Origin of the sequence: Massilia paldalensis, from assembly GCF_044901715.1 — a bacterium.
Classification (GTDB): Bacteria; Pseudomonadota; Gammaproteobacteria; order Burkholderiales; family Burkholderiaceae_D; genus Telluria; species Telluria paldalensis.
This window is the reverse complement of record NZ_JBJCIU010000001.1, coordinates 2,087,032-2,108,366: the sequence shown is the minus strand read 5'-3', so window position 1 is coordinate 2,108,366 and position 21,335 is coordinate 2,087,032. Positions and strand designations below refer to the sequence as shown.

General features: G+C 67.2%; 18 protein-coding genes. 6 read left to right on the top strand and 12 right to left on the bottom strand.

The genetic code is table 11. The annotated features are described in order from the left end of the window. Nucleotides 1–87: 87 nt before the first annotated feature. The 4 genes from ACI1V7_RS09200 to ACI1V7_RS09185 form a co-directional block, all read right to left on the bottom strand. On the bottom strand, nt 88–1,083 hold the full coding sequence (locus tag ACI1V7_RS09200) for an HDOD domain-containing protein (RefSeq protein ID WP_404531446.1): 996 nt from the start codon (nt 1,081–1,083) through the stop codon (nt 88–90). A 163-nt stretch (nt 1,084–1,246) separates the two neighbouring features. Beyond that, nucleotides 1,247–1,498 carry a hypothetical protein gene (locus ACI1V7_RS09195; protein WP_404531445.1) on the bottom strand — a complete coding sequence of 84 codons (252 nt, stop codon included), beginning with the start codon at nt 1,496–1,498 and terminating at the stop codon, nt 1,247–1,249. 178 nt (nt 1,499–1,676) lie between these two features. Further along, a complete protein-coding gene (locus tag ACI1V7_RS09190) occupies nt 1,677–4,076 on the bottom strand; it encodes a penicillin-binding protein 1A (protein ID WP_404531444.1) in 2,400 nt (799 codons plus the stop codon). A gap of 207 nt (nt 4,077–4,283) precedes the next feature. Continuing rightward, nucleotides 4,284–5,213, bottom strand: a complete 930-nt coding sequence (locus tag ACI1V7_RS09185) for an NAD-dependent epimerase/dehydratase family protein (RefSeq protein WP_404531443.1) — start codon at nt 5,211–5,213, stop codon at nt 4,284–4,286. A gap of 157 nt (nt 5,214–5,370) precedes the next feature. Here ACI1V7_RS09185 and ACI1V7_RS09180 point away from each other — a divergent pair, with 157 nt between their 5' ends. Then, nucleotides 5,371–6,282 (top strand): LysR substrate-binding domain-containing protein, encoded by a 912-nt coding sequence (locus tag ACI1V7_RS09180; protein ID WP_404531442.1) that lies wholly within the window; start codon nt 5,371–5,373, stop codon nt 6,280–6,282. 49 nt (nt 6,283–6,331) lie between these two features. On the opposite strand, the gene ACI1V7_RS09175 is transcribed toward ACI1V7_RS09180, so the two are convergent. Next, nucleotides 6,332–7,834: a peptide MFS transporter gene (locus ACI1V7_RS09175; protein WP_404531441.1), complete on the bottom strand. Its 1,503-nt coding sequence runs from the start codon at nt 7,832–7,834 to the stop codon at nt 6,332–6,334. A gap of 236 nt (nt 7,835–8,070) precedes the next feature. Here ACI1V7_RS09175 and ppnN point away from each other — a divergent pair, with 236 nt between their 5' ends. Then, nucleotides 8,071–9,441, top strand: a complete 1,371-nt coding sequence (ppnN, locus tag ACI1V7_RS09170; protein WP_404531440.1) for a nucleotide 5'-monophosphate nucleosidase PpnN — start codon at nt 8,071–8,073, stop codon at nt 9,439–9,441. Between the two features lie 147 nt (nt 9,442–9,588). Here ppnN and lysS read toward each other — a convergent pair whose 3' ends face one another. The 3 genes from lysS to prfB form a co-directional block, all read right to left on the bottom strand. Continuing rightward, a complete protein-coding gene (gene lysS, locus ACI1V7_RS09165) occupies nt 9,589–11,142 on the bottom strand; it encodes a lysine--tRNA ligase (protein ID WP_404531439.1) in 1,554 nt (517 codons plus the stop codon). Nucleotides 11,143–11,165: 23 nt separating this feature from the next. Continuing rightward, entirely contained in the window at nt 11,166–11,837 is a 672-nt protein-coding gene (locus ACI1V7_RS09160) for an HAD family hydrolase (RefSeq protein ID WP_404531438.1), read from the bottom strand. Between the two features lie 28 nt (nt 11,838–11,865). Next, nucleotides 11,866–12,970, bottom strand: a protein-coding gene (gene prfB / locus ACI1V7_RS09155) for a peptide chain release factor 2 (RefSeq protein WP_404531437.1) whose coding sequence is annotated in 2 segments (ribosomal slippage) — nt 11,866–12,888 and nt 12,890–12,970 — 1,104 coding nt in all. Because the reading frame shifts where the segments join, the coding sequence is not laid out codon by codon here. A gap of 177 nt (nt 12,971–13,147) precedes the next feature. On the opposite strand from prfB, the gene ACI1V7_RS09150 reads away from it, so the two are divergent. Beyond that, nucleotides 13,148–15,157: a bifunctional 2',3'-cyclic-nucleotide 2'-phosphodiesterase/3'-nucleotidase gene (locus ACI1V7_RS09150; RefSeq protein WP_404531436.1), complete on the top strand. Its 2,010-nt coding sequence runs from the start codon at nt 13,148–13,150 to the stop codon at nt 15,155–15,157. Continuing rightward, the gene (locus ACI1V7_RS09145; RefSeq protein ID WP_404531435.1) at nt 15,154–15,570 is read left to right on the top strand and encodes an SEL1-like repeat protein; all 417 of its coding nucleotides are present in this window, start codon (nt 15,154–15,156) and stop codon (nt 15,568–15,570) included. Before ACI1V7_RS09150 ends, ACI1V7_RS09145 begins: the two co-directional genes overlap by 4 nt. A gap of 54 nt (nt 15,571–15,624) precedes the next feature. Here the strand turns inward: ACI1V7_RS09145 and ACI1V7_RS09140 are convergent, their stop codons facing one another. Continuing rightward, nucleotides 15,625–16,368, bottom strand: a complete 744-nt coding sequence (locus ACI1V7_RS09140; protein ID WP_404531434.1) for a GAF domain-containing protein — start codon at nt 16,366–16,368, stop codon at nt 15,625–15,627. Nucleotides 16,369–16,601: 233 nt separating this feature from the next. On the opposite strand from ACI1V7_RS09140, the gene ACI1V7_RS09135 reads away from it, so the two are divergent. Then, nucleotides 16,602–18,212 (top strand): methyl-accepting chemotaxis protein, encoded by a 1,611-nt coding sequence (locus tag ACI1V7_RS09135; protein WP_404531433.1) that lies wholly within the window; start codon nt 16,602–16,604, stop codon nt 18,210–18,212. A 108-nt stretch (nt 18,213–18,320) separates the two neighbouring features. Here ACI1V7_RS09135 and ACI1V7_RS09130 read toward each other — a convergent pair whose 3' ends face one another. Genes ACI1V7_RS09130 through ACI1V7_RS09120 form a run of 3 tightly spaced genes read right to left on the bottom strand, consistent with a single transcriptional unit; the run spans nt 18,321 to nt 19,790 of the window. Next, entirely contained in the window at nt 18,321–18,656 is a 336-nt protein-coding gene (locus tag ACI1V7_RS09130) for a DUF2288 domain-containing protein (RefSeq protein ID WP_404531432.1), read from the bottom strand. 6 nt (nt 18,657–18,662) lie between these two features. Further along, nucleotides 18,663–19,352 carry an RES family NAD+ phosphorylase gene (locus ACI1V7_RS09125; RefSeq protein ID WP_404531431.1) on the bottom strand — a complete coding sequence of 230 codons (690 nt, stop codon included), beginning with the start codon at nt 19,350–19,352 and terminating at the stop codon, nt 18,663–18,665. Further along, complete coding sequence (locus ACI1V7_RS09120; RefSeq protein ID WP_404531430.1) at nt 19,353–19,790, bottom strand: antitoxin Xre/MbcA/ParS toxin-binding domain-containing protein; 438 nt, start codon at nt 19,788–19,790, stop codon at nt 19,353–19,355. A gap of 235 nt (nt 19,791–20,025) precedes the next feature. Here ACI1V7_RS09120 and ACI1V7_RS09115 point away from each other — a divergent pair, with 235 nt between their 5' ends. Beyond that, complete coding sequence (locus tag ACI1V7_RS09115; protein WP_404531429.1) at nt 20,026–21,318, top strand: MFS transporter; 1,293 nt, start codon at nt 20,026–20,028, stop codon at nt 21,316–21,318. Nucleotides 21,319–21,335 lie beyond the last annotated feature (17 nt).

Here is a 21,335-nt window from a genome sequence, read left to right as displayed (position 1 = left end):
GCGTGCTGTCCAGGATCGGAAAAACGATGGTTCATTATAGTCGAACGGCGCCGTCGAGCCGCCCGGCGCGCGCGCCTGGGACAGGCGCTAGGACTCGTCCGCGCCCAGGCGTTCCAGGACGCGCGTCGAGGCGGCGCCCAGGCCGGCCAGCAGCGGGTCGCCGGGCGCCAGCAGCCCCGCGTCGAGCAGCAGGCGAAGCCTGGCCACCCGGTCGGCTTCGCCCAGCGCGGCGGCCAGCGGCTGGGTGGCCGGGCGGCCGGCGCGGACGATGGCGGCGGCGATCGTTGGCGGCAGTTCCCAGTGCAGCGCGATGCGCGCCGACAGCTCGCGCGCGCCGTCCAGCACGGCCGTGGCAAACGCCTCGTCCTGCGGCAGGAACGGGCCTTCCAGGATGCGGTCGGCCAGGCGGAACGCGACCACCAGGCCCATGTCGTGCATCAGCCCGGCCAGGTAGGCCTCGAAGGGATCGGCGCCGAGGCCGGGCGCCAGTTGCGCGCCGGCCCGGGCGCTGTGTTCGGCATGGCGCCACAGCCGCGGCGCGGCCTGGCGCGCGCAGCTGCCGGCGGCCAGTCCGATGACGGGGCGGAAGGCGACGCGCGCCAGCAGCATGCGCAAGCCGTTCTGGCCCAGCACCATCACGGCCGCGTCGACGGTGCGCACGGGCTTGGCGGGACGGTAGTAGGAGCTGTTTGCTTCGCGGATGGTTTCCGCGACCATGACGGGGTCGCGTCCCACCTGGCGCGCCAGCTCGGCGCCGGAGACGGCATCGTCGCGCAGGCTGCGCAGCAGGCGCGGGATCACCTCGGGCATGCGCGGCACCAGCTCGGCGGCGTCGCCCGGATGCTCGCCCAGCCGTACCAGCTCGTCCAGCATGCGCCCGTGGGCGGCATCCGGCGACTCGCCCGCGATGGGCTCGGTCAGCCAGCGCCAGTACGCCGCATCCAGCGACACGGGGGCGCCGGGATCGGAGATCGCGGGATGGGACGGGGCGGCCGCACCCGGGACGCCGGGCGCCGGCACGGCCGCGCCATCGCGGCGGGCGGCGGCAGCGCTGCCGAACAGTCGGGCGATCCAGTTTTTCATGGGAGCGGGGCGGGCGCAGTGGGAGGACGGCCATTGTAGCCGGGGCGCCGCCGGCGCGGATGCGGATTCGGATGCGGACGCGGACATGACAAGGCCTGCCCGGCGCCATGGGGCGCCGGGCAGGCCGCTTCCCCGAGGGGAAATGCCGCTGATCCGTGCGGGATTATTGCGTTTGCGTCGTGGTCGGCGGCGTGGTCGGGGTGGTGGAACCGGCGTTGCCGTTGTTGTTCCAGTTCTGCGAGCTGCCCTGGCCGCTGCCCGTGGTGCCGATCGAGCTGCCTTCCGACACGCCGCTCGAGGTGGCGCCGGCCGACGAGCTGCCGCTCATGTCGCTGCTGTTGGTGCCGGTCGAGCTGCAGGCCGACAGGGCGAATGCCATCATGCCGGCGACGAGGATGCCTTGATATTTTTTCATGATGCTCTCCTGTGTTGGTGGGTGGTTCCATCATGGATGGGTTGGCCCGCACGGGAAATAGGATCGCTACGGTCATCCATGTAGGATGTCGCGTACATACTGTTTATGCCGCCTTGCTCGCTGTCCTCCAAACGCCGACGGCCGCGCAGTGGCGGCCGTCGGGAGCGGATGCTTGTCGTCAGAACAGGCTGTTGACCGGCTGCGCAGGCTGCGGAGGCGGCGTGCCCGGTGCCGGCGGTGCGCCGGGCACGCCCGGCACGGCGGTGCCGTCCGCCGGCAGCGCGTTCGGGTCGGCCGGCTGCTGTTCGAGGTCGATGCCGCTGAAGGTCTGCGCGTCCGCGTATTCGGCGTAGACCCAGTCGTCGTTCTCGCGCACCAGGCCTTCCGGCTCTTCGCGCACCGTCTCCGGGCGCTTGGCCACGGCGACTTTCATGTAGTCGATCCAGATCGGCAGCGCCAGCGTGGCGCCGAATTCGCGGCCGCCCAGCGAGCGCGGATCGTCGTAACCCATCCAGGCGACGGCGACGACGTTGCCGGCGTAGCCCGAGAACCAGCCGTCGACGGCGTCCGACGTGGTGCCCGTCTTGCCGGCGACGTCGCCGCGGCCCAGCGCCTTGGTGGCGGCGGCGCCCGTGCCGAAGCGGGCCACGTCGCGCAGCATGCTGTCGGTGACGAAGGCGTTGCGCGCATCGAGCACGCGCTGTTCGTCGGTGCGCGCGGGCGGCTTCACTTCCTGCAGCACCTTGCCGTTGGCATCCTCGATCCTGGCGATCAGGTAGGGCTGCACCTGGTAGCCGCCATTGGCGAACACGGCGTAGGCGCCGGCCATCTGCAGCGGGGTGACGGCGCCCGTGCCCAGCGCCAGCGTGTAGTTCTTCGGCTGGCGCGCGAGGTCGAAGCCGAAGTGGCCGAGGAAGTCGTGGGCGAACGGCACCGTGACGGCGCGCAGCAGGCGCACCGACGGCACGTTCTTCGATTCCGCCAGCGCGCGGCGCATGGTGATCGGGCCGTCCCACTTGAAGTCGTCGTTCTGCGGCGACCAGGTCTTGCCCGCGTCCTCGCCGGCCATGTCCAGCGGCGCGTCGAGGATCTTGGTGGCCGGCGAATAGCCCTTTTCGATGGCGGCCGAATAGATGAAGGGCTTCATGCCGGAGCCCGGCTGGCGCCAGGCCTGGGTCACGTGGTTGAACTTCTGGAAGTTGTAGTCGAAGCCGCCGACCAGCGCGTGGTAGGCGCCCGTGTCGGCGTCGATGGCGACGAAGGCGGCGGCCACCTGCGGCACCTGGGTGACGGACCAGTTGTCCTTGGCATCCTTGGCCACCCGGATGATGGCGCCCGGCGCCAGGCGCAGGGTTTCCTTGGCGTTGGACGACAGGCCCGCCTGGGCGAACTTGACGCCGGCGCCGGACAGGTCGACGACGTCGCCATCGATGGTCTCGACCTTGATCGACTTGCTCGTGGTCGACAGCACGACGGCGGGCAGCAGGCCGTCGCTGACGGGCCGCTTGGCCAGGGCGTCGTTGATCGCGTCCTCGCGTTCGACCGGGTCGGACGGCAGGTCGATGCGGCCTTCCGGACCGCGCCAGCCGTGGCGCTGGTCGTAGGCGATCACGTTGCGGCGCACGGAGGCGTAGGCGGCGTCCTGCTCGTTCTTCAGGATCGTCGTGATGACCTTGATGCCGCGGGTATACGCTTCTTCCTTGAACTGGCTGTAGACGACCTGGCGCGCCAGTTCGGCCACGTACTCGGCGTGCGAATCGAATTCCTGGCCGCGCGTGTTCACGCGCAGCGGCTCGCGCATCGCGTCTTCGTACTCCGCGTCGCTGATGTAGTTCAGCGCGTGCATGCGGCCCAGCACCTGGTGCTGGCGCTCGCGCGCCTTCTTCGGATTGACGGCGGGGTTGTGGCGCGACGGGTTCTGCGGCAGGCCGGCCAGCATCGCCATCTCGGCGACGGTCAGCTTGTCCAGCGGTTTGCCGAAATAGGTGCGCGCGGCGCTGGAAAAGCCGTAGGCGCGCTGGCCCAGGTAGATCTGGTTCATGTACAGCTCGAGGATCTCGTCCTTCGACAGCGCGGCCTCGATCTTGTAGGCCAGGGCGATCTCGTTGATCTTGCGCGACAGGCGCTTTTCGCGCGACAGGAAGAAGTTGCGCGCCACCTGCATCGTGATCGTGGACGCGCCGCCCGAGCCGAAGCCGCCGCGCAGGTTGGCGCCGACGGCACCCAGCATGCGGCGGTAGTCGATGGCGCCGTGTTCGTAGAAGCGCGCATCCTCGATCGCCAGCAGCGATTTCTTCATTAGCGGCGGGATCTTGTCGATGGGGACGAAATCGCGGTGCTCCTCGCCGAATTCGCCGATCAGGACGTTGTCGGCGCTGTAGATGCGCAGCGGGATCTTGGGACGGTAGTCGGTGACGGCGTCGAGCGCCGGGACGTTCGGCAGCACGCGGAACACGACGTAGGCGGCGGCTGCGGCGCCGGCCAGGGCGATGATCGCGAGGACGATGCCGAGGCCCAGGAGGAGAAATCCGCGATCGCCGCGGTGGCGCAATCGCGCCGGCTTGCTGGTATGTGCCAAAACTGAACTCTCTCGATGCGGTCCACGGGACCAGGGAGGCGGGCGGCATCAGGGCGATGCGGCCCGTTGCGGCGCATTATAATCCGCTTTTCTTCCACTACGGCACGTGAAACCGTGCGGCTTCGGGGACGCATGTGCCGGCCCGTCCGGTACCGCGGGACGATACCTGACGGCGGTACGGAGCGGGCGCGGAAACGACGGGGACCGTCAGACGAAGGCCAGGTCGTGCTGCCTGATGGTGTCGTCGATCCAGTCGTCCACGTGGCCGAAGCGGTAGCCCAGTTCCGCGGCGCGCGTGGTGTCGAGCACCATCGGCGCCGGCAGGTCGAACGGCGACAGGCGGCCGGGCGCTGGCGGCGGCTGCACGCGGGCCAGGCGCACGCGGGTGTACAGCACCTCGCCCACGCGCTCGTGCAGGCCGGCGGCCGACAGCGCGCCGTCGCTGGCCGCGTTCACGGCGCCGGCGAAGCCCTGCATGCCGGTCCAGAGCAGGAAATCGGCGGCCGCCTGCAGGGGCATAAAGGACTGCACCGCGTCCTCCTCCGCGTAGTGCAGCGTGGCGCCGACGCGCGCCAGCTCGACGTAGTGGGCCAGGCGGCCCGTGAAGTCTTCGGGGCCGGCCAGCACGTGGGCCAGGCGCGGCACCACGAGGGGCAGGGAGCCGTCGCGCACCAGGTAGGCCTCGGCCTGGACCTTGCCGGCCACGTAGCACTCGGTGGCGCGGCACGGGTCGTGCCACGGATACGCGGTGTCGATCGGCTGGCTCTCGACGGCCAGGTCGGCTTCGCGCAGGGGTTGCGCGTGCTGGGCGCCGAGCGCGCGGTAGGCGTCGATGGTCGACGTCATCACGTAGCGGCCCGTGCGGCCGGCGAAGGTGCGCACGGCGATCGCCGCGTCGAGCGGGTTGTAGCACATCTGGTCGAAGACGATGTCCCACGGTCCGCGGCCGGCGAAGGCGTTGCGCATCGCCGTCTCGTTGCGGCGGTCGACGCGGATGCGTTCGATGCGGTTGCCGAACGGGTCGGGCGCGTAGCCCCGGGTGGCGATCGTCACGCGATGGCCGGCATGCAGGAGGCGCTGCACGAGCAGCTTGCCGATGAAACGGGTACCGCCGATCACCAGGATATTCTTGGACATGAGTTTTCCTTAGGCTCGGCCCCCTGCATCCTCGCAAGACAGGCGAGTGCACGGCGGGGCCTTGGTGAATCCTTTATATTGTCCATGCACGTTGGCAATCCTTCAAACAAGAAAAATATAGGCTAATGAATAAGAAAAACTTATGCAAGGTGGGGCCATGAAGCCGTTGCGCAGCCTGTCCGGCCTGGTCGACTTCGAGGCGGCCGCGCGCTGGGGCAGTTTCAAGCTGGCGGCGCAGGAACTGCACAAGACGCCGGCGGCCGTCAGCCTGCAGGTGAAACAGCTCGAGGAAGCGCTCGGTTTCACGCTGTTCGTGCGGCATCCGCGCCACATCGCCCTGACGGCCAAGGGCCAGGAACTGGCCATCACGGTCGGCCGCATGCTGGGCGAGCTGCGCGCCAGGGTCGCGGCCCTGCAGCGCGGCGACGACGAAGCGGTGCTGCGCATCTCGACCACGCATTCGTTCGCGATCAAGTGGCTGGTGCCACGCATGCCGCGCTTCACCAAGCTGCACCCGGAACTGGACCTGCGCATCGATTCGAACGACACCCCGGTCGATATCGAGGACGACGCCGTCGACGTGGCGATCCGCTTCGGTCCCGTGCGCGACGGCGACCCGGCGCTGCTGTTCCACGAACGGCTGGTGCCCGTCTACAGCCCGGACCTGCTCGCGCCGGGCGAGCCGGAACTGGGCCTGGCGGACCTGGCGCGCTTTCCGCTGCTGTGCGAGCGCAGCCCGGAAGCCTGGTTGCAGCTGCTGCAGGAGAACCGCGCGCTGAAGGGCAGATACGACAAGGGCAAATACGATTTCTCGCGCGTGTTCACGCACTGGGGCGTGCTGGCCCAGGCCGCCGTGGCGGGGCAGGGCATCGCGCTGGTCCCGTACGGCATCGCGTTCCAGGACATCCTGGCCGGCAGCCTGCGCGTGCTGCCCTGCCGCAGCGCGCCGTACGGCAGCGGCTACAAGCTGCTCGTCAATCCGCACAAGGAGGCGATGACGAAGGTGCGGTACTTCCGCGACTGGATCCGCGCCGAGATGGACGAGATGCGCCACACGCTGGAACAATGAAAAACGGCAGCCCGCGGGCTGCCGTCGTCGTTTGCGCGAAGCGCGAGGATTACTTCACGCCGTGCATCAGCTTCTGGATCAGCGGCGCGATCAGGAACAGGATCACGCCCGAGCCGATCAGGGCCCAGAAGCCGAAGGTGTAGCCCGACAGCGCGGACGCCGTCGTCATGCCCGACTCGCCCGACACGTGGCTGGCGAAGATGCCGGACAGGTTGTTGCCGATGCCGGTCGACAGGAACCAGCCGCCCATGCCCAGGCCCACCAGGCGCGTCGGCGCCAGCTTGGTCACCATCGACAGGCCGATCGGCGACAGGCACAGTTCGCCGATCGACTGGATCACGTAGACCATGAACAGGGTCCAGAACGGGATCTTGCTGTCCGGTCCCACGAGGCTCGTCAGCGCGAACATCAGCAGCAGGAAGGCCAGGCCGTTGAACAGCAGGCCCAGGCCGAACTTGCGCGGGATCGACGGATTCTTGCGGCCCATCGCGACCCAGACGGCGGCGACGATCGGCGCGCATACGATGATGGCGATCGAGTTCACGGACTGGAACCAGCCGGTCGGGAAGACCCAGCCGCCGAAGTCGCGGCGCACGATGTTCTCGGCCAGGAAGGTGAACGAGCTGCCCGCCTGTTCGAAGAAGCACCAGAACATCACGTTGAAGAAGAAGATGATCAGCATGGCGATGGTCTTGTCGCGCGCGACCTTGCCGTTGCGGATGCCTTCGACCAGCAGCATCAGCGCCAGGCCGATGAACAGCACCGTCAGGATGCCCTGCAGCGTGTTGGCGCCCAGCTTGAGCAGGAAGTACACGACGGGGATCACGACCAGCGAACCGATCACGACGCCCGCGAGGCGCGTCGGGCTGGCCAGCTCGCCGACGGGGGCGCCGATGCCCTTCAGGCCGCGGCGGCCGATCTGGAACCAGACCAGCGACAGGATCATGCCGATGCCGGCGGCGAAGAACACGGCCTTGTAGGCCGGCACGCCGGTGCTGCCGGCCATGCTCTCGGCCAGCCAGCCCGTCAGGATCGGCGCGAAGAAGGCGCCCGTGTTGATGCCCATGTAGAAGATGGTGAAGCCGGAATCGCGGCGCTGGTCGTTGATGCCGTACAGCTGGCCGACCATGGTCGAGATGTTCGGCTTGAACATGCCGTTGCCGACGATGATCGTGGCCAGGCCGAGCTTGAAGACATCCGGGTTCGGCACCGTGATGGCGAACAGACCGGCCGCCATGAACACGGCGCCGACGAGGATCGCGCGCTGGTAGCCGATCACGCGGTCGGCGATGTAGCCGCCGAAGACGGCGCCGGCGTACACCAGCGCGAGGTAGGAACCGTAGGTCAGGTTGGCGTCGGCCTGGCCCACGCCGCTGCCGCCGTAGAACTGGGCGACGATGTAGAGCACGAGGGCCCAGCGGATGCCGTAGAAGGCGAAACGTTCCCAGAACTCCGTCATGAACAGCATCCACAGGGGCGCGGGATGGCCCATGATCTGCTTGAATTCCGGGATCGCCTTTTCCCCGGCGGTTGTCGTAGCTGCACCGCTCATGCGGTTCCTCCCCAAATCGTTTTATAAGAATGGTCTCGTCGGCTCACCCGCCCCGGGTAGGGACGGCTTGCCGATAGCGACGCATTTTAGTGGAAATCACTCAACAGAAGGCAAGTTTTTCCTGCCCAGCCGTATGGGTGCACGCCATGTCCCAAAAGGGGACGCAAACTCGGGCGACTTGTCGTATATTGGTGCGGTAGTTGCTTCTATAGACAGTAGAGAAAGGTACGCAAACCATGAATTACGACGTCGTCGACACCTTAATATCCCCGGAGGGACGCCTCGAGATCCTGTCCAAGGCCGAGGTGGCGAAGCTGCTGGACACGAGCCAGGGCGGCCTGTATCAGATCTTCCGCAAGTGCGCGCTGGCCGTGCTGAATTCGGGCAGCTCGATCGACGACGGCAAGGAACTGCTGGAGCGCTACAAGGATTTCGAGATCCGCGTGATCCAGCGCGAGCGGGGCATCAAGCTCGATATCCGCAGCGCGCCCGCCCACGCCTTCGTCGACGGCAAGATGATCAAGGGTATCCACGAGCACCTGTTCGCCGTCCTGCGCGACATCGTCTACGTGAACTTCGAGGTGACCGACAACCCGCGCTTCGACCTGTCCCGTCCCGAAGGCATCACCGACGCCGTCTTCCACATCCTGCGCAATGCCAACGTGATCCGGCCGCAGAACAACCCGAACCTCGTCGTGTGCTGGGGCGGCCACTCGATCAATTCCGTCGAATACGACTACTCGAAGAAGGTCGGCTACCAGCTCGGCCTGCGCGAACTCGATATCTGCACGGGCTGCGGCCCGGGCGCGATGAAGGGCCCGATGAAGGGCGCCAACATCGGCCACGCCAAGCAGCGCCTGCAGAACGGCCGCTACCTGGGCATCTCGGAACCGGGCATCATCGCGGCCGAGTCGCCGAACCCGATCGTCAACGACCTCGTGATCATGCCGGACATCGAGAAGCGCCTGGAAGCCTTTGTGCGCGTGGGCCACGGCATCGTCGTGTTCCCGGGCGGCGCTGGCACGGCCGAGGAAATCCTGTACATCCTCGGCATCCTGCTCCATCCGGACAACGCCGAGCTGCCGTTCCCGCTCGTGTTCACGGGCCCGTCGACGTCGCGCGAATACTTCGAGCGCATCGATGGCTTCATCCGCGCCACGCTGGGCGAGGCGGCGACCAAGCGCTACCAGATCATCGTCGACGACCCGGCCGAGGTGGCGAAGGTCATGCACACGGGGATCCGCCAGGTGCGCGAATTCCGCAAGTCGCGCAGCGACGCCTACTACTTCAACTGGGGCTTGCGCATCGACCCGGAATTCCAGCGCCCGTTCAAGCCGAGCCACGAGAACATGCGTGGCCTGTCGCTGCACAAGGAACAGCCGGTGCACCTGCTGGCGGCCCAGCTGCGGCGCGCGTTCTCCGGCATCGTGGCCGGCAACGTCAAGGAAGAGGGCATCCGCGCGATCGAGCAGCACGGCAAGTTCGAGATCCACGGCGAGAGCGAGATGATGGCCCACCTCGATGCGCTGCTGCAATCCTTCGTGGAGCAGAGCCGCATGAAGTTGCCGGGCAAGGTGTATGTGCCTTGCTATCGCGTGGTGCGGTAGCAAGGACCACGTCGCCCCCGCGCAGGCGGGGGCCCGATTTGCTCGCGCAGCCGGAACGCGTGCCGAAATCGGTTCCCCGCCTGCGCGAGACGACGCGCATTAAAAAGGGGCGCCGCGGCGCCCCTCGTCACATCCGCGGACGGACGATCAATCTTCCTTGCGCAGGTGCGGGAACAGCAGCACGTCGCGGATGTTCGGCGAGTCGGTGATGATCATCATCAGGCGGTCGATGCCGATGCCGCAGCCGCCGGCCGGCGGCATGCCGTATTCCAGCGCGCGGATGTAGTCGGCGTCGTAGTACATCGCCTCGTCGTCGCCGGCTTCCTTGGCGTCGACCTGGGCCAGGAAGCGGGCCGACTGGTCTTCCGGATCGTTCAGCTCGGAGAAGCCGTTGGCGATCTCGCGGCCGACCATGAACAGCTCGAAGCGCTCGGTGATGCCTTCGCGGGTGTCCGAGGCGCGCGCCAGCGGCGACACTTCGACGGGGTAGTCGATGATGAAGGTCGGTTCCCACAGCTGGGCCTCGGCCGTCTCTTCGAACAGGGCCAGCTGCAGCGCGCCCAGGCCGACGTGGGCCAGCGGCTTGACGCCGAACTTCAGCAGTTCCTCGCGGATGAAGGCGGCGTCGTTCAGCTGCGCTTCCGTGTAGCCCGGCGCGTACTTGTCGATGGCCTGGACGATGGTCAGGCGCTGGAACGGCTTGGACAGGTCCAGCGCGCGGCCGCCGTAGGTCAGTTCGGCGGTGCCGTGGGCGTCCACGGCGGCCTGGCGAATCACGGCTTCCGTGAAGTCCATGATCCACTTGTAGTCGGTATAGGCCGCGTAGAACTCCATCATCGTGAATTCCGGATTGTGGCGGATCGACACGCCCTCGTTGCGGAAGTTACGGTTGATTTCGAACACGCGGTCGAAGCCGCCGACGACGAGGCGCTTCAGGTACAGCTCGGGGGCGATGCGCAGGTACATCTGCATGTCGAGCGCATTGTGGTGCGTGATGAACGGCTTGGCCGCGGCGCCGCCCGGGATCGGGTGCAGCATCGGGGTCTCGACTTCCATGAACTGGTGTTCCTGCATGAAGCGGCGGATCGAGGCCATGGCGGCGGTACGGGCCTTGAACGTGCGGCGCGTCTCTTCGCTGACGATCAGGTCGACGTAGCGCTGGCGGTACTTGGTCTCCTGGTCGGCCAGGCCGTGGAACTTGTCCGGCAGCGGGCGCAGCGACTTGGTGACGAGGCGCAGCCTGGTGACCTTGACGGTCAGCTCGTCCGTCTTGGTCTTGAACAGGGTGCCTTCCACGCCCAGGATGTCGCCCAGGTCGTAGGTGCGCAGCGCTTCCATCGTCTCCTCGCCCGTGTTGTCGAGGGTGACGTAGATCTGGATGCGGCCGTCGGCGCGCGGGCCCGACGAATCCTGCAGCGTGGCGAAGACGGCCTTCTTGCCGGCTTCGCGGCGCAGCATCATGCGGCCGGCGATGACGACGGCCTGCGGCTCGGCTTCCAGCTGCTCGCGGGTCCAGCCCGTGAACTGCTCGGCCAGGTCGGCCGCCTTGTGCTGCGGGACGAAGTCGTTCGGGAACGGCTGGCCTTTTTCGCGCAGGGCTGCCAGCTTGGCGCGGCGCTCGGCGATGATCTTGTTGTCGTCGGCGACGAGGCTGGCGTGCTCTTGCTGGGTGTTACCCTGTTCTTGGTTTTCGGTGCTCATGGTGTCTATTTCAGGTAGGGGGATTACCGGCTGTTGCTGCAGAGGTCATCAACGGACAGGTCGGCGTAATCGTTGACGACGCGGATCACGTTGTCGTACTCGGCGAATGCTTCGGCGGGCAGCGTGGTGGTGATGACGACGGCGCGCATGCCGGCCCGGCGTGCCGCTTCCACGCCCATCGGCGCGTCCTCGAACACGATGCAGTCGGCGGGATCGACGCCGAGGCGCTCAGCCGCCTTCAGGAACACGTCCGGGTGCGGCTTGCCATGGGCGACGTCGGCCGCGCCGACGACCGTGTCGAAGCGCGCGCGCAGGTCCAGTTCGTCGAGCGTGAACACGATGTTCAGCGGCGGCGCCGAGGTGGCGACGGCGAGCTTGATGCCGCGGTTGCGCGCGCCCGTCACCAGCCCGTCCAGGCCTTCGATGGCACGGCGGTAGGGACCATACATCTCGCGGTACAGCGCATCCTTCTCCAGCGCCAGTTCACGGATCTCTTCGTCGGAGACCTCCGGGCCGAGGCGCGCGCGCAGGATCTCGCGGCCCTGGGCGCCGGCCGTCTCGCGGAAGAAGGCATCCGCTTCGTACAGCTTGCCGCGGCGGGCGAAGAATTCCAGCCACGACTTGGTGTGGTAGGCCATGTTGTCGACGATGGTACCGTCCATGTCGAAGATGAATGCGCGCGCGTTCGTGGTCATCGTGTTGCTTTCCTCTGATAGGTGTCGTTTACACGCCCTGTTTCAGGGACGCGGAAATGAAGTCGTCGAGGTCGCCGTCCAGCACGTTCTTGGTGTTGCCCGTCTCGAAGCCGGTGCGCAAGTCCTTGATGCGCGACTGGTCCAGGACGTAGGAACGGATCTGGTGGCCCCAGCCGACGTCGGTCTTGGAGTCTTCCAGCTTCTGCTGCTCGCTCATGCGTTTGCGGAGCTCCAGCTCGTACAGCTTGGCGCGCAGCATGTCGAAGGCCTCGGCCTTGTTGCGGTGCTGCGAGCGGTCGTTCTGGCACTGCACCACGATACCGGAAGGCGCGTGCGTCAGGCGCACGGCGGAGTCGGTCTTGTTGATGTGCTGTCCACCAGCGCCCGATGCGCGGTAGGTGTCGATGCGCACGTCGGCCGGGTTGATCTCGATTTCGATCGATTCGTCGACTTCCGGGTACACGAACAGCGACGTGAACGAGGTGTGGCGGCCGTTGGCCGAGTCGAACGGCGACTTGCGCACCAGGCGGTGCACGCCCGTTTCGGTACGCAGGTGGCCGTAGGCGTACTCGCCCTCGACCTTGATGGTGGCCGTCTTGATGCCGGCAACCTCGCCCTCGGACATTTCCATGACCTCGGCCTTGAAACCCTTGCGTTCGCAGTAGCGCAGGTACTGGCGCATCAGCATCGACGCCCAGTCCTGGGCTTCGGTGCCGCCGGCGCCGGCCTGGATGTCGATGAAGCAGTTCGCATGGTCCATCGGGTTGCTGAACATGCGACGGAATTCCATCGCCTCGATGACCTTCTTGATCTCGTCGGCATCGCCCTCGACGGCCTCGATGGTGGCGTCGTCGCCTTCCTCGCGGGCCATCTCGAACAGGTCGGATGCGTCGGTCAGGTCCGCGCGCGCTTTTTCCAGCGTCAGGACGACGCCTTCCAGGGCTTTCTTTTCGCGGCCCATGTCTTGCGCCCGCTTCTGGTCGTTCCAGATCGCGGGGTCTTCCATTTCCTGATTGACCTGCTCTAGTTTCTCCGACTTCTTATCGAAGTCAAAGATACCTCCGAAGTTCGGCTTCACGGCTGCTCAGGTCATTCAGCAGGGCGGAGAGGGCGTTGATGCGTTCAGCTTCCATGGTTTCTAGCGTATTCTCAGTGGTTGAATCGAACCCTCGATTATACCCGAGAGCGTCCGATCTCCCCATGAAAGCGTGATCGTCCTGCACGCATCGCGTCCGAATCTTGCTCGATTACATCGCACTCCCGTATCATCGGCCCCTGTTTCCACCGTTTTCAGCCATCTTTACGCCTCCATGACGCCTTTTCGCCCGCCACTGCGCCTCGCCCTCATTCCCGCCCTGCTGCTGGCCGCCTCCACCCACGCGGCAGCGCCGAAAGCAGGCAGCACGGCCACGCTGGCGCTGCTGGAGACGACGGACGTGCATCAGAACGTGCTCGGCTACGACTATTTCAAGCTGGCCGACGACGCCTCGCTGGGCCTGGACCGCACGGCGACGCTGATCGCCCAGGCGCGCCGCGACTTCCCGAACACGATGCTTTTCGATAATGGCGACACCATCCAGGGCACGGCGCTGGGCGACTACCAGGCGCAGGTGAAGCCGGTGGCCTGCGGCGAACTGCTGGGCATCTACAAGGTCATGCAGAAGCTGGGCTACGACGGCGCAGGCATCGGCAACCACGATTTCAACTACGGCCTGCAATTCCTCGGCCAGGTCAGCGGCAACGATTTCGGCGCCGACGGCACCAGCACGGGCAAGCACTGCGCCGGGCCGGGCTTCCCGCAGGTGCTGGCGAACGTCTACAGCGTCAAGACGAAGCGGACGATCTTCGCCCCGTACCGCATCCTCGACAAGAAGATCGAGGCCGTCGGTGCCGACGGCAAGCCCGTCGAGGCCACCGTCAGGGTCGGCATCATCGGCTTCACGCCGCCCACGATCCTGTCCTGGGACAAGCGCTGGCTCGAAGGGAAGGTCTACACGGAAGGGCTGGTGGAGACGGCCAAGCGCTACATCCCGGAGATGCGCGCCAAGGGCGCCGATGTCGTCGTCGTGATCTCGCACGGCGGCCTGGACGACAGTCCCTACCGCCCGGACATGGAAAACGGCAACTGGCACCTGGCCCAGGTGCCCGGCATCGACGCCATGCTGCTGGGCCATTCGCACCAGCTGTTCCCGAACCCGGCCAGCACGGTCCCGCAATTCAACCTGCCGCACGTCGACAAGGCGAAGGGCACCGTGTTCGGCGTGCCGACCGTGATGGCCAACCTGTGGGGCAAGAACCTGGGCGTGGTCAAGCTGGCCCTGCGCTACGACGGCAAGCGCTGGGTGTCGCAACGGGAGGCGAGCAGCGTCGAGACCCGCTCCACCCAGCAGGCCGACAAGTCCTTCGTCGCCGCCGATCCGCAGGTGGCCGCGCTGGTAAAGGCAGAGCACGAGGCCACGATCCGGTACGTGAAGACGCCGGTGGGCAGCACCTCGTTCCGCATGTCGACGTATTTCGCCGACGTGGGCGACGTGTCGGCGCTGCAGGTCGTGAACGAGGCGCAGACGGACTACGTGCGCAAGTACGTGGCCGCCAACCTGCCGCAGTACGCCGGCCTGCCCGTGCTGTCGATGACGGCCCCGTTCAAGACGGGCTTCGGCGGCGCCGCCGACTACACGGACGTGGCGCCGGGCAGCCTGGCGCTGAACAACGCGGCCGACCTGTACCTGTACCCGAACGCGCTGTACGTCGTGAAGGTCGACGGCAAGGGTCTCAAGGCCTGGCTGGAAAAGTCGGCCACGCGCTTCAACACCATCGACCCGGCGCGGACGGAAGCACAGGAGCTGATCAACCCGCAGTACCCGGCCTTCAACGTCGACACGCCGACGGCCGCGGAACTGCAGTACGAGATCGACGTGACGCAGCCGCCGGGCCAGCGCATCCGCAACCTGCAGCTGCACGGCAAGCCGGTGGCGGACGGCCAGGAATTCCTCGTCGCCACCAATAACTACCGCGCCAGCGGCGGCGGCAATTTCCCGGGCCTGGACGGCAGCAAGACCGTGTTCGCGTCGCCGGACACCAACCGCGACGTGCTGATCGCGTTCGTCCGCGCGCGCAAGGAATTGTCGCTGAAGGCGGACGGCGCCCAGCGCAGCTGGCGCTTCGTGCCCGTGAAGACGGCCGGTCCCGTCGTGTTCCATTCCGCGCCCGGCAAGATCGCGCTGGCGCGCGCGGCGGGCCTGGACAACGTGACCGAGCTGCGTGCCGACGACGGCCAGGGCAAGGGGTTCGCGCTGTACGGCATCGACCTCGCCAAATGAGGAAAGGCTTGCTGGCCGCGACGCTGCTGGTCGCCGCCTCGCTGGCGCATGCGGCCGACGGCTTGCCGCCGCGGGCGCTGGCCGACTGGGAGCTGGGTCTGAAGCAGCGCAATGGCCTGGGCATGCCGGCGGATGCCGCCGCGGCGCGCGCCGCATTCGCCCGTGCCGCCGCGGGCGGCGTGCCGGCGGCCATGTTCACGCTGGCGCAGATGCAGATGGCGGGCGAGGGCGGGGCGCGCGACGAAGCGGCCGCGCAGCGCTGGATCGCGCTGGCGGCGCAGCTGGAGTATCCGGAAGCCTTGCAGGAACTGGCGCTGTGCGAACCCGATCCCGTGCGCGCGGCCCAGTTGCTGCGCGAAGCGGCGCATGCGCTGCAGCACCGGGTGCGCGAGGGGCGCGGACCGGGTTATTGATCAGGTGGCGGTAAAGGGGGCGGCGGGCATCGCGTGCCCGCCGTCACGGCAAGTTCAAGGACGCTGCTTGCCGGCGCCGGCCGCGATCTCCGCCGCCGCGATATCGGCCAGGTCCATCAGGCTCTGGACTTCGGCGGCGCGCAGGCGGCGCGGTTCACGGTCGATCACGCACAGGCTGCCCAGCGGCTGGCCCGACTTGTCGCGCAACGGAATGCCGGCGTAGAAGCGGATGTGCGGTTCCTGCAGCACGAGGGGGTTGGTGCGGAAGCGCTCGTCCTCGAGCGCATCTTCCACGACGAACAGCTCGTTCTTCAGGATCGTGTGCGAGCAGAACGCCCAGTCGCGCGGCGTCTCGCGCGCCGATAGCCCGACGCGGGCCTTGAACCACTGGCGCGTGGAGGTCAGCAGCGAGATCAGCGCGATCGGCGAGCCGGTCACCATGGCGGCCAGGCGCACCACGCGGTCGAAGCGCGGTTCGTCCTCGGTGTCGACCAGGCCGGATGCCGCGAGCGCCGCCAGGCGGGTACGCTCGTTGGCCGGCATCGGATAGTTCGCCAGCGGGGCCGGCTGGTACTCCTTGTCCGTGCTCGGGTTCGGGGTGGCGCGTGCCTGGTCGTCCCCGTGCATGAGGCCCTGCACCAGGCTCAGGCGCGTACGGCGGTGTCCGCCCGGAGTTTTCCAGGATTCGATCGCCCCGCTTTCCATCCAGATCTGCACCGTGCTCGTCGCCACGCCGAGGAGGCGGGCGACTTCGCTCGTGGTCAGGATCGGATCGTCGTCGTGTAAGTTGCTCAGCATAAACTTCCTCGTATTCCGCCAGTATAACGGATTTGCGCGTCCAGAATCTCTCCAACTATTACATCTTGTTCGATAGTTGCTTTAACAACATTCTCACGAATTGTTGCAAAATGGCACGTTCGAATCTCCCCATGTTCAATCGTGCTTCCTCAAGGAAATATATATGGCAGAATTTCATCAATACTGTCATTTTTGGGGAAATGCTGAATTTTTCCCGCCAACCTGAGGAAAAAGTGAGCAAACATAACAAAGGTCCGGGAATCGCTGCCCGGCTGACCATGGCGTTCGCGCTGGTCGTCGGCGTCACGCTCGTGCTGGCGCTCTTCGCCGTCCTGCGCGTGAACGACATCGAGCGGGCGCTGGCCGGCGCCGACCGCCTGCGCGCGACCCAGCTCGAGCCCCTGTACGAAGTGCGCGAGGCGCTCGACCAGACGGGCATCTCGGCCCGCAACGCCTATGTCTTCAAGGACGGGGCCGAGGTGGCGCGCGAACTGGACCTCATCGACCGCCATGCCGCCACCTATATGGCGGCGCTGGAGCGCCTCGACACCGTCCTCGGCAAGGACGCGCAATACCGCAAGACGCGCGAAGAGCTGGTGGCCATGGCGAACGAGCTGCGCCGTCCGCGCGGCTACCGGGCGTCGGGCGACATGGACGGCTACAGCGCCTTCCTGGCCAACGAATGCACGCCGCTGCGCCGCCGCATCGTCGCCGACATCGACGTCCTGCTGAAGGACCTGCAGGCCGGCAGCGCCAAGGCCAGCGCGGACGCGGAAGCCACGGCCTCGTCGGCGCGCCTGACGATCGGCGCGCTGGCGGTGCTGTGCGTGCTGCTGGCCGCCGGCGTCGGCATCGCCATCGTGCGCCAGCTGGTGCGCCAGCTGGGCGGCGAGCCCGCATATGCGGCGGGGGTCGCGCAGGCGATCGCCCACGGCCAGCTGCACGTCGACGTCGACACGCGCCGCGCGGCGCCGGCCAGCCTGCTGGCGGCGATGAGCGAAATGCGGCGCAGCCTGTCCGGCATCGTCGGCCGGGTGCGCACGGGGACCGAGGCGATCGCGGCGGCGTCGAGCGAAATCGCCACCGGCAACGTCGACCTGTCGCAGCGCACCGAGAGCCAGGCCGCGGAACTGGCGCGCGTGGCGGGCGCGATGAAGGACCTGATCGAGTCGGTGCGCAGCAACGCCGGCTATGCGCAGGAGGCGAGCAAGCTGGCCGCCGACGCGTCGAGCGTATCGCGCCAGGGCGCCACCACGGTGGACGACGTCGTCGCCACGATGACCCTGATCAGCGACGCGTCGGCACGCATCGTGGACATCATTTCCGTCATCGACGGCATCGCCTTCCAGACGAACATCCTGGCCCTGAACGCCGCCGTCGAGGCGGCGCGCGCGGGCGAGCAGGGCCGCGGCTTCGCCGTGGTGGCCGCCGAGGTACGCGGCCTGGCCCAGCGCTCGGCGGCCGCGGCCAAGGAAATCAAGGCATTGATCGAGGATTCCGTCGGCAAGGTCGGCGCCGGGACCCAGCTGGTCGGCCAGGCCGGCGAGACGATGCGCGCCGTGGTCGAGCGGATCGGCCGCGTGACGGCCATCATGGCAGAGATCTCGGCGGCGACCCAGGTCCAGAGCCAGGAGATCGAGCAGGTCGACGGCGCCATCGTCAAGCTGGACGAGATGACGATCCAGAACGCGGCCCTCGTCGAGGAAGCGGCGGCGGCGGCGCAATCGCTGCAGCAGCAGGCCGGCGAGCTGGCGGGGCTGGTGAACGTGTTCCAGCTGGAGGATGCGGGGCAGGCGGCGCGTCGCCCCGGAGCGGGGCAGCCGCGACTGGCGTACGCGGCCTGAATCCTTCGTCGTCCCTGCGCAGGCAGGGACCCGATGTTGCATGCGCGACGGCTGCGCCGGGATTGGACCCCTGCCTGCGCAGGGGCGACGTCGTGTGGCGTTATCTCTTTAATGCAGCTGCTTCTTCTCCGGCTGCACCAGCACGAAGGGGCTGACCACGGACGCCCACAGCTGGGCGCCGGCCGCCTGCCAGGTCTGCGCCTGCAGGTCGGACACCTTGGCCAGCTTGCCTTCGCTCATCCAGCGGCCGATGCTGTCCTTGTCGTCATGGGCCACGCGCAGCGCCACCTCGACCAGGTCGAGTTCCTCGCTCACGTACACCACGACCCCGTGGGCGAAGTGGCGTTCCAGTTCGGACCAGGCGATGCGCGCGGTCTCGCGGTTGATCTTGTCGTGCAGCTCGCTGTCTTTCAGCGGATCCAGTTTTAGTGATTCGTTTGTCATGCTCGTCTATCGGATGGGTTCGACCTGCGGAATCGGCGAACCCGCCCATGTTAACCGATACGCGGGGCCCTTGCGGACATTCCCCACCAGTGCGGGCCGGAAGCAGGCCAGGTTCGTTCCCCCCGCGTGGCGCACGCTGGGGTAGATCACGCCCATCGAGCCGGCATCCAGCAGCCGCGCCGCCAGGCCTTGCGACGCCACGTAGCTGCCCGCGTCCAGGCAGGGCGTCCAGGCGTCGTCGTCGCGCAGGTCGTGAAAGCCCGCGCTGAAGTCCGCCAGCAGCGCCTGATAGGTCACGCTGTCGTCGAAACGGCCGATCTCCTGGTACTCGACGGTCTTGTGGAACGCCACCTCGGCCAGCGCCGTCTCCGCCTCGAAGGCGCAGTACCAGGCGCCGCGCTCGCCATCGTTGAAGCGGCTGCCTTCCGGCCGGGCATAGGTGTAGGCCGCATTGATCATGCGGAAGTTCGGCACGCCGAACACCAGTTCGTCCACGCCGATGCCCGGCAGCAGGCCGGACTCGCCGCGCAGGCGGTCGTTGGTCGCGTTGTCGAGGTCGAACAGGTCGCGCAGCAGCGCATCGTCGCCGCCGGCCAGCGGCGCCAGCACGGAATCCTCGGCATCGGCGAAGCGCGACGGAATCAGGCGGCAGGTGTCGAAGCGGCGCAGCGCCGTCAGGCGCGGCAGCGCGGCCATCTACAGTCCTCCGCGCCGGGCATCGAGCAGCCGGCGCACGGTCTGCATGGCCAGCAGGCCGCCGCCCAGCATCGTCGCCAGCGGCGTGCGCCCCTGGAAGACGGGGTTCGCGTTCGGCAGGTGGACCCACTCGTCGGCCAGCTTGTCTCCATACAAAATGTGCAGGGATTTATAGATGCCCAACAGGTAGGATATGCGCGTGATGCGGTCGACCTCGAGCACCCGTTGCGGTTTCTTCTTCCACTCGTAGAACGAGGACGAGGACAGGCCGCCCAGCAGTTCGCGCGCATCGTCGTCGCGCACGTGCCAGGCATCCATCAGGCGGAAGAAACCGGCGAGGGCGGAGGCCGACAGGCGCTCGCGCTCGGCGCGCGCGTTCAGGTCGACGAGGTGGACGGGTTCGAAACGGCTTTTCGGATAGGCGTAGGCAAGACTCATGGATTCCTCCAGTTCTGGTCTCTTTATACTCCGGTTTCAGATGGCGTGCAAGCGGCCCTGGCGCGAGGGCGGCCCCGGGCGCCCGACGAGCGGGTGGGCGGCCTCCTGCGGCCCGCGATGCGCTTCGCTACAATCGAAGGAGCAATCACAGCACATGCGATGCCGTGACACGATCAATACGCACCGGTAAATACGCCCCAGCGACGTTCCGGCGCGACAAGAACAGGAGTGTTCCATGACCCAGGCCCCCCAGGCGCCATCGCCGCTCGCTACCGTCATCCGCGTCACCAGCGGCAATTTCCTCGAGATGTACGACTTCTTCCTGTACGGCTTCTACGCCACCTATATCGCCAGCACTTTCTTCCCCTCGGGGAACGAGTACGTGTCGCTGATGGCGACCTTCGTCGCATTCGGCGCGGGCTTCCTGATGCGGCCGCTCGGCGCCGTCGTGCTGGGCGGGGTGATCGACCGCATCGGCCGCCGCAAGGGCCTGATCCTGACACTGGTGATCATGTCCTGCGGCACCATCCTGATCGCCTTCGTGCCCGGCTATGCGACCATCGGCATCTTCGCCCCCATCCTGGTCGTGCTCGGGCGCCTGCTGCAGGGCTTCTCGGCGGGCGTCGAGCTGGGCGGCGTCTCCGTGTACCTGGCCGAGATGGCGCCGCCGGGCCGCAAGGGTTTCTACGTGAGCTGGCAGTCGGCCAGCCAGCAGGCCGCCATCATGGCGGCGGCGGCGCTGGGTTTCGCGCTCAACCGCTCGCTCTCGACGGCCGAGGTGAGCGAGTGGGGCTGGCGGATTCCCTTCTTCATCGGCTGCATGATCATCCCGATCGTGTTCGTCATCCGCCGCCACCTGCAGGAAACCGAGGAATTCAAGGCGCGCAAGCACCGTCCGGAATTCCGCGAGATCCTGCATTCGATCGCCGCCAACTGGCGCCTCGTCGTGCTGGGGATGATGCTGGTCGTGATGACGACCGTGTCGTTCTACCTGATCACCGTGTACGCGCCGACGTTCGGCAAGAGCGTATTGAAACTGTCTGCCGCGGACAGCCTGCTGGCCACCTTCTGCGTCGGCCTGTCGAACTTCATCTGGCTGCCCGTCATGGGCGCGCTGTCGGACCGCATCGGGCGCTGGCCGCTGCTGGTGACCTTCACCGTGCTGCCCCTGCTGACGGCGCATCCCGTGCTGTCCTGGCTCGTGCACGACACGACGTTCGCCCACATGCTGGAAGCGGAGCTGTGGCTGTCCTTCATATACGCCAGCTACAACGGCGCGACCGTCGTCGCCCTCACGGAAATCATGCCGGCGCACGTGCGCACGGTGGGGTTCTCGCTGGCCTACAGCCTGGCGACGGCCATCTTCGGCGGCTTCACGCCCGTGATCTCGACCTGGCTGATCCAGGAGACGGGCGACAAGGCGGCGCCGGGGTACTGGATGGCGGCGGCTGCCGCGTGCGGCCTGATCGCGGCGCTGGCGCTGTACCAGCCGTGGAAGGGAAAAAGGGTGGAGGCGCAGGCCGTCTGATACGTCGTCCCTGCGCA

Excerpts from the sequence above, each read along its gene's own strand:
- ACI1V7_RS09130 (WP_404531432.1), bottom strand. The coding sequence starts at position 18,656 with ATGACAAACGAATCACTAAAACTGGATCCGCTGAAAGACAGCGAGCTG.
- ACI1V7_RS09180 (WP_404531442.1), top strand. The coding sequence starts at position 5,371 with ATGAAGCCGTTGCGCAGCCTGTCCGGCCTGGTCGACTTCGAGGCGGCC.
- ACI1V7_RS09195 (WP_404531445.1), bottom strand. The coding sequence starts at position 1,498 with ATGAAAAAATATCAAGGCATCCTCGTCGCCGGCATGATGGCATTCGCC.
- ACI1V7_RS09185 (WP_404531443.1), bottom strand. The coding sequence starts at position 5,213 with ATGTCCAAGAATATCCTGGTGATCGGCGGTACCCGTTTCATCGGCAAG.
- ACI1V7_RS09150 (WP_404531436.1), top strand. The coding sequence starts at position 13,148 with ATGACGCCTTTTCGCCCGCCACTGCGCCTCGCCCTCATTCCCGCCCTG.
- ACI1V7_RS09145 (WP_404531435.1), top strand. The coding sequence starts at position 15,154 with ATGAGGAAAGGCTTGCTGGCCGCGACGCTGCTGGTCGCCGCCTCGCTG.
- ACI1V7_RS09160 (WP_404531438.1), bottom strand. The coding sequence starts at position 11,837 with ATGACCACGAACGCGCGCGCATTCATCTTCGACATGGACGGTACCATC.
- ppnN (WP_404531440.1), top strand. The coding sequence starts at position 8,071 with ATGAATTACGACGTCGTCGACACCTTAATATCCCCGGAGGGACGCCTC.
- ACI1V7_RS09120 (WP_404531430.1), bottom strand. The coding sequence starts at position 19,790 with ATGAGTCTTGCCTACGCCTATCCGAAAAGCCGTTTCGAACCCGTCCAC.
- ACI1V7_RS09140 (WP_404531434.1), bottom strand. The coding sequence starts at position 16,368 with ATGCTGAGCAACTTACACGACGACGATCCGATCCTGACCACGAGCGAA.
- ACI1V7_RS09115 (WP_404531429.1), top strand. The coding sequence starts at position 20,026 with ATGACCCAGGCCCCCCAGGCGCCATCGCCGCTCGCTACCGTCATCCGC.
- ACI1V7_RS09200 (WP_404531446.1), bottom strand. The coding sequence starts at position 1,083 with ATGAAAAACTGGATCGCCCGACTGTTCGGCAGCGCTGCCGCCGCCCGC.
- lysS (WP_404531439.1), bottom strand. The coding sequence starts at position 11,142 with ATGAGCACCGAAAACCAAGAACAGGGTAACACCCAGCAAGAGCACGCC.
- ACI1V7_RS09125 (WP_404531431.1), bottom strand. The coding sequence starts at position 19,352 with ATGGCCGCGCTGCCGCGCCTGACGGCGCTGCGCCGCTTCGACACCTGC.
- ACI1V7_RS09175 (WP_404531441.1), bottom strand. The coding sequence starts at position 7,834 with ATGAGCGGTGCAGCTACGACAACCGCCGGGGAAAAGGCGATCCCGGAA.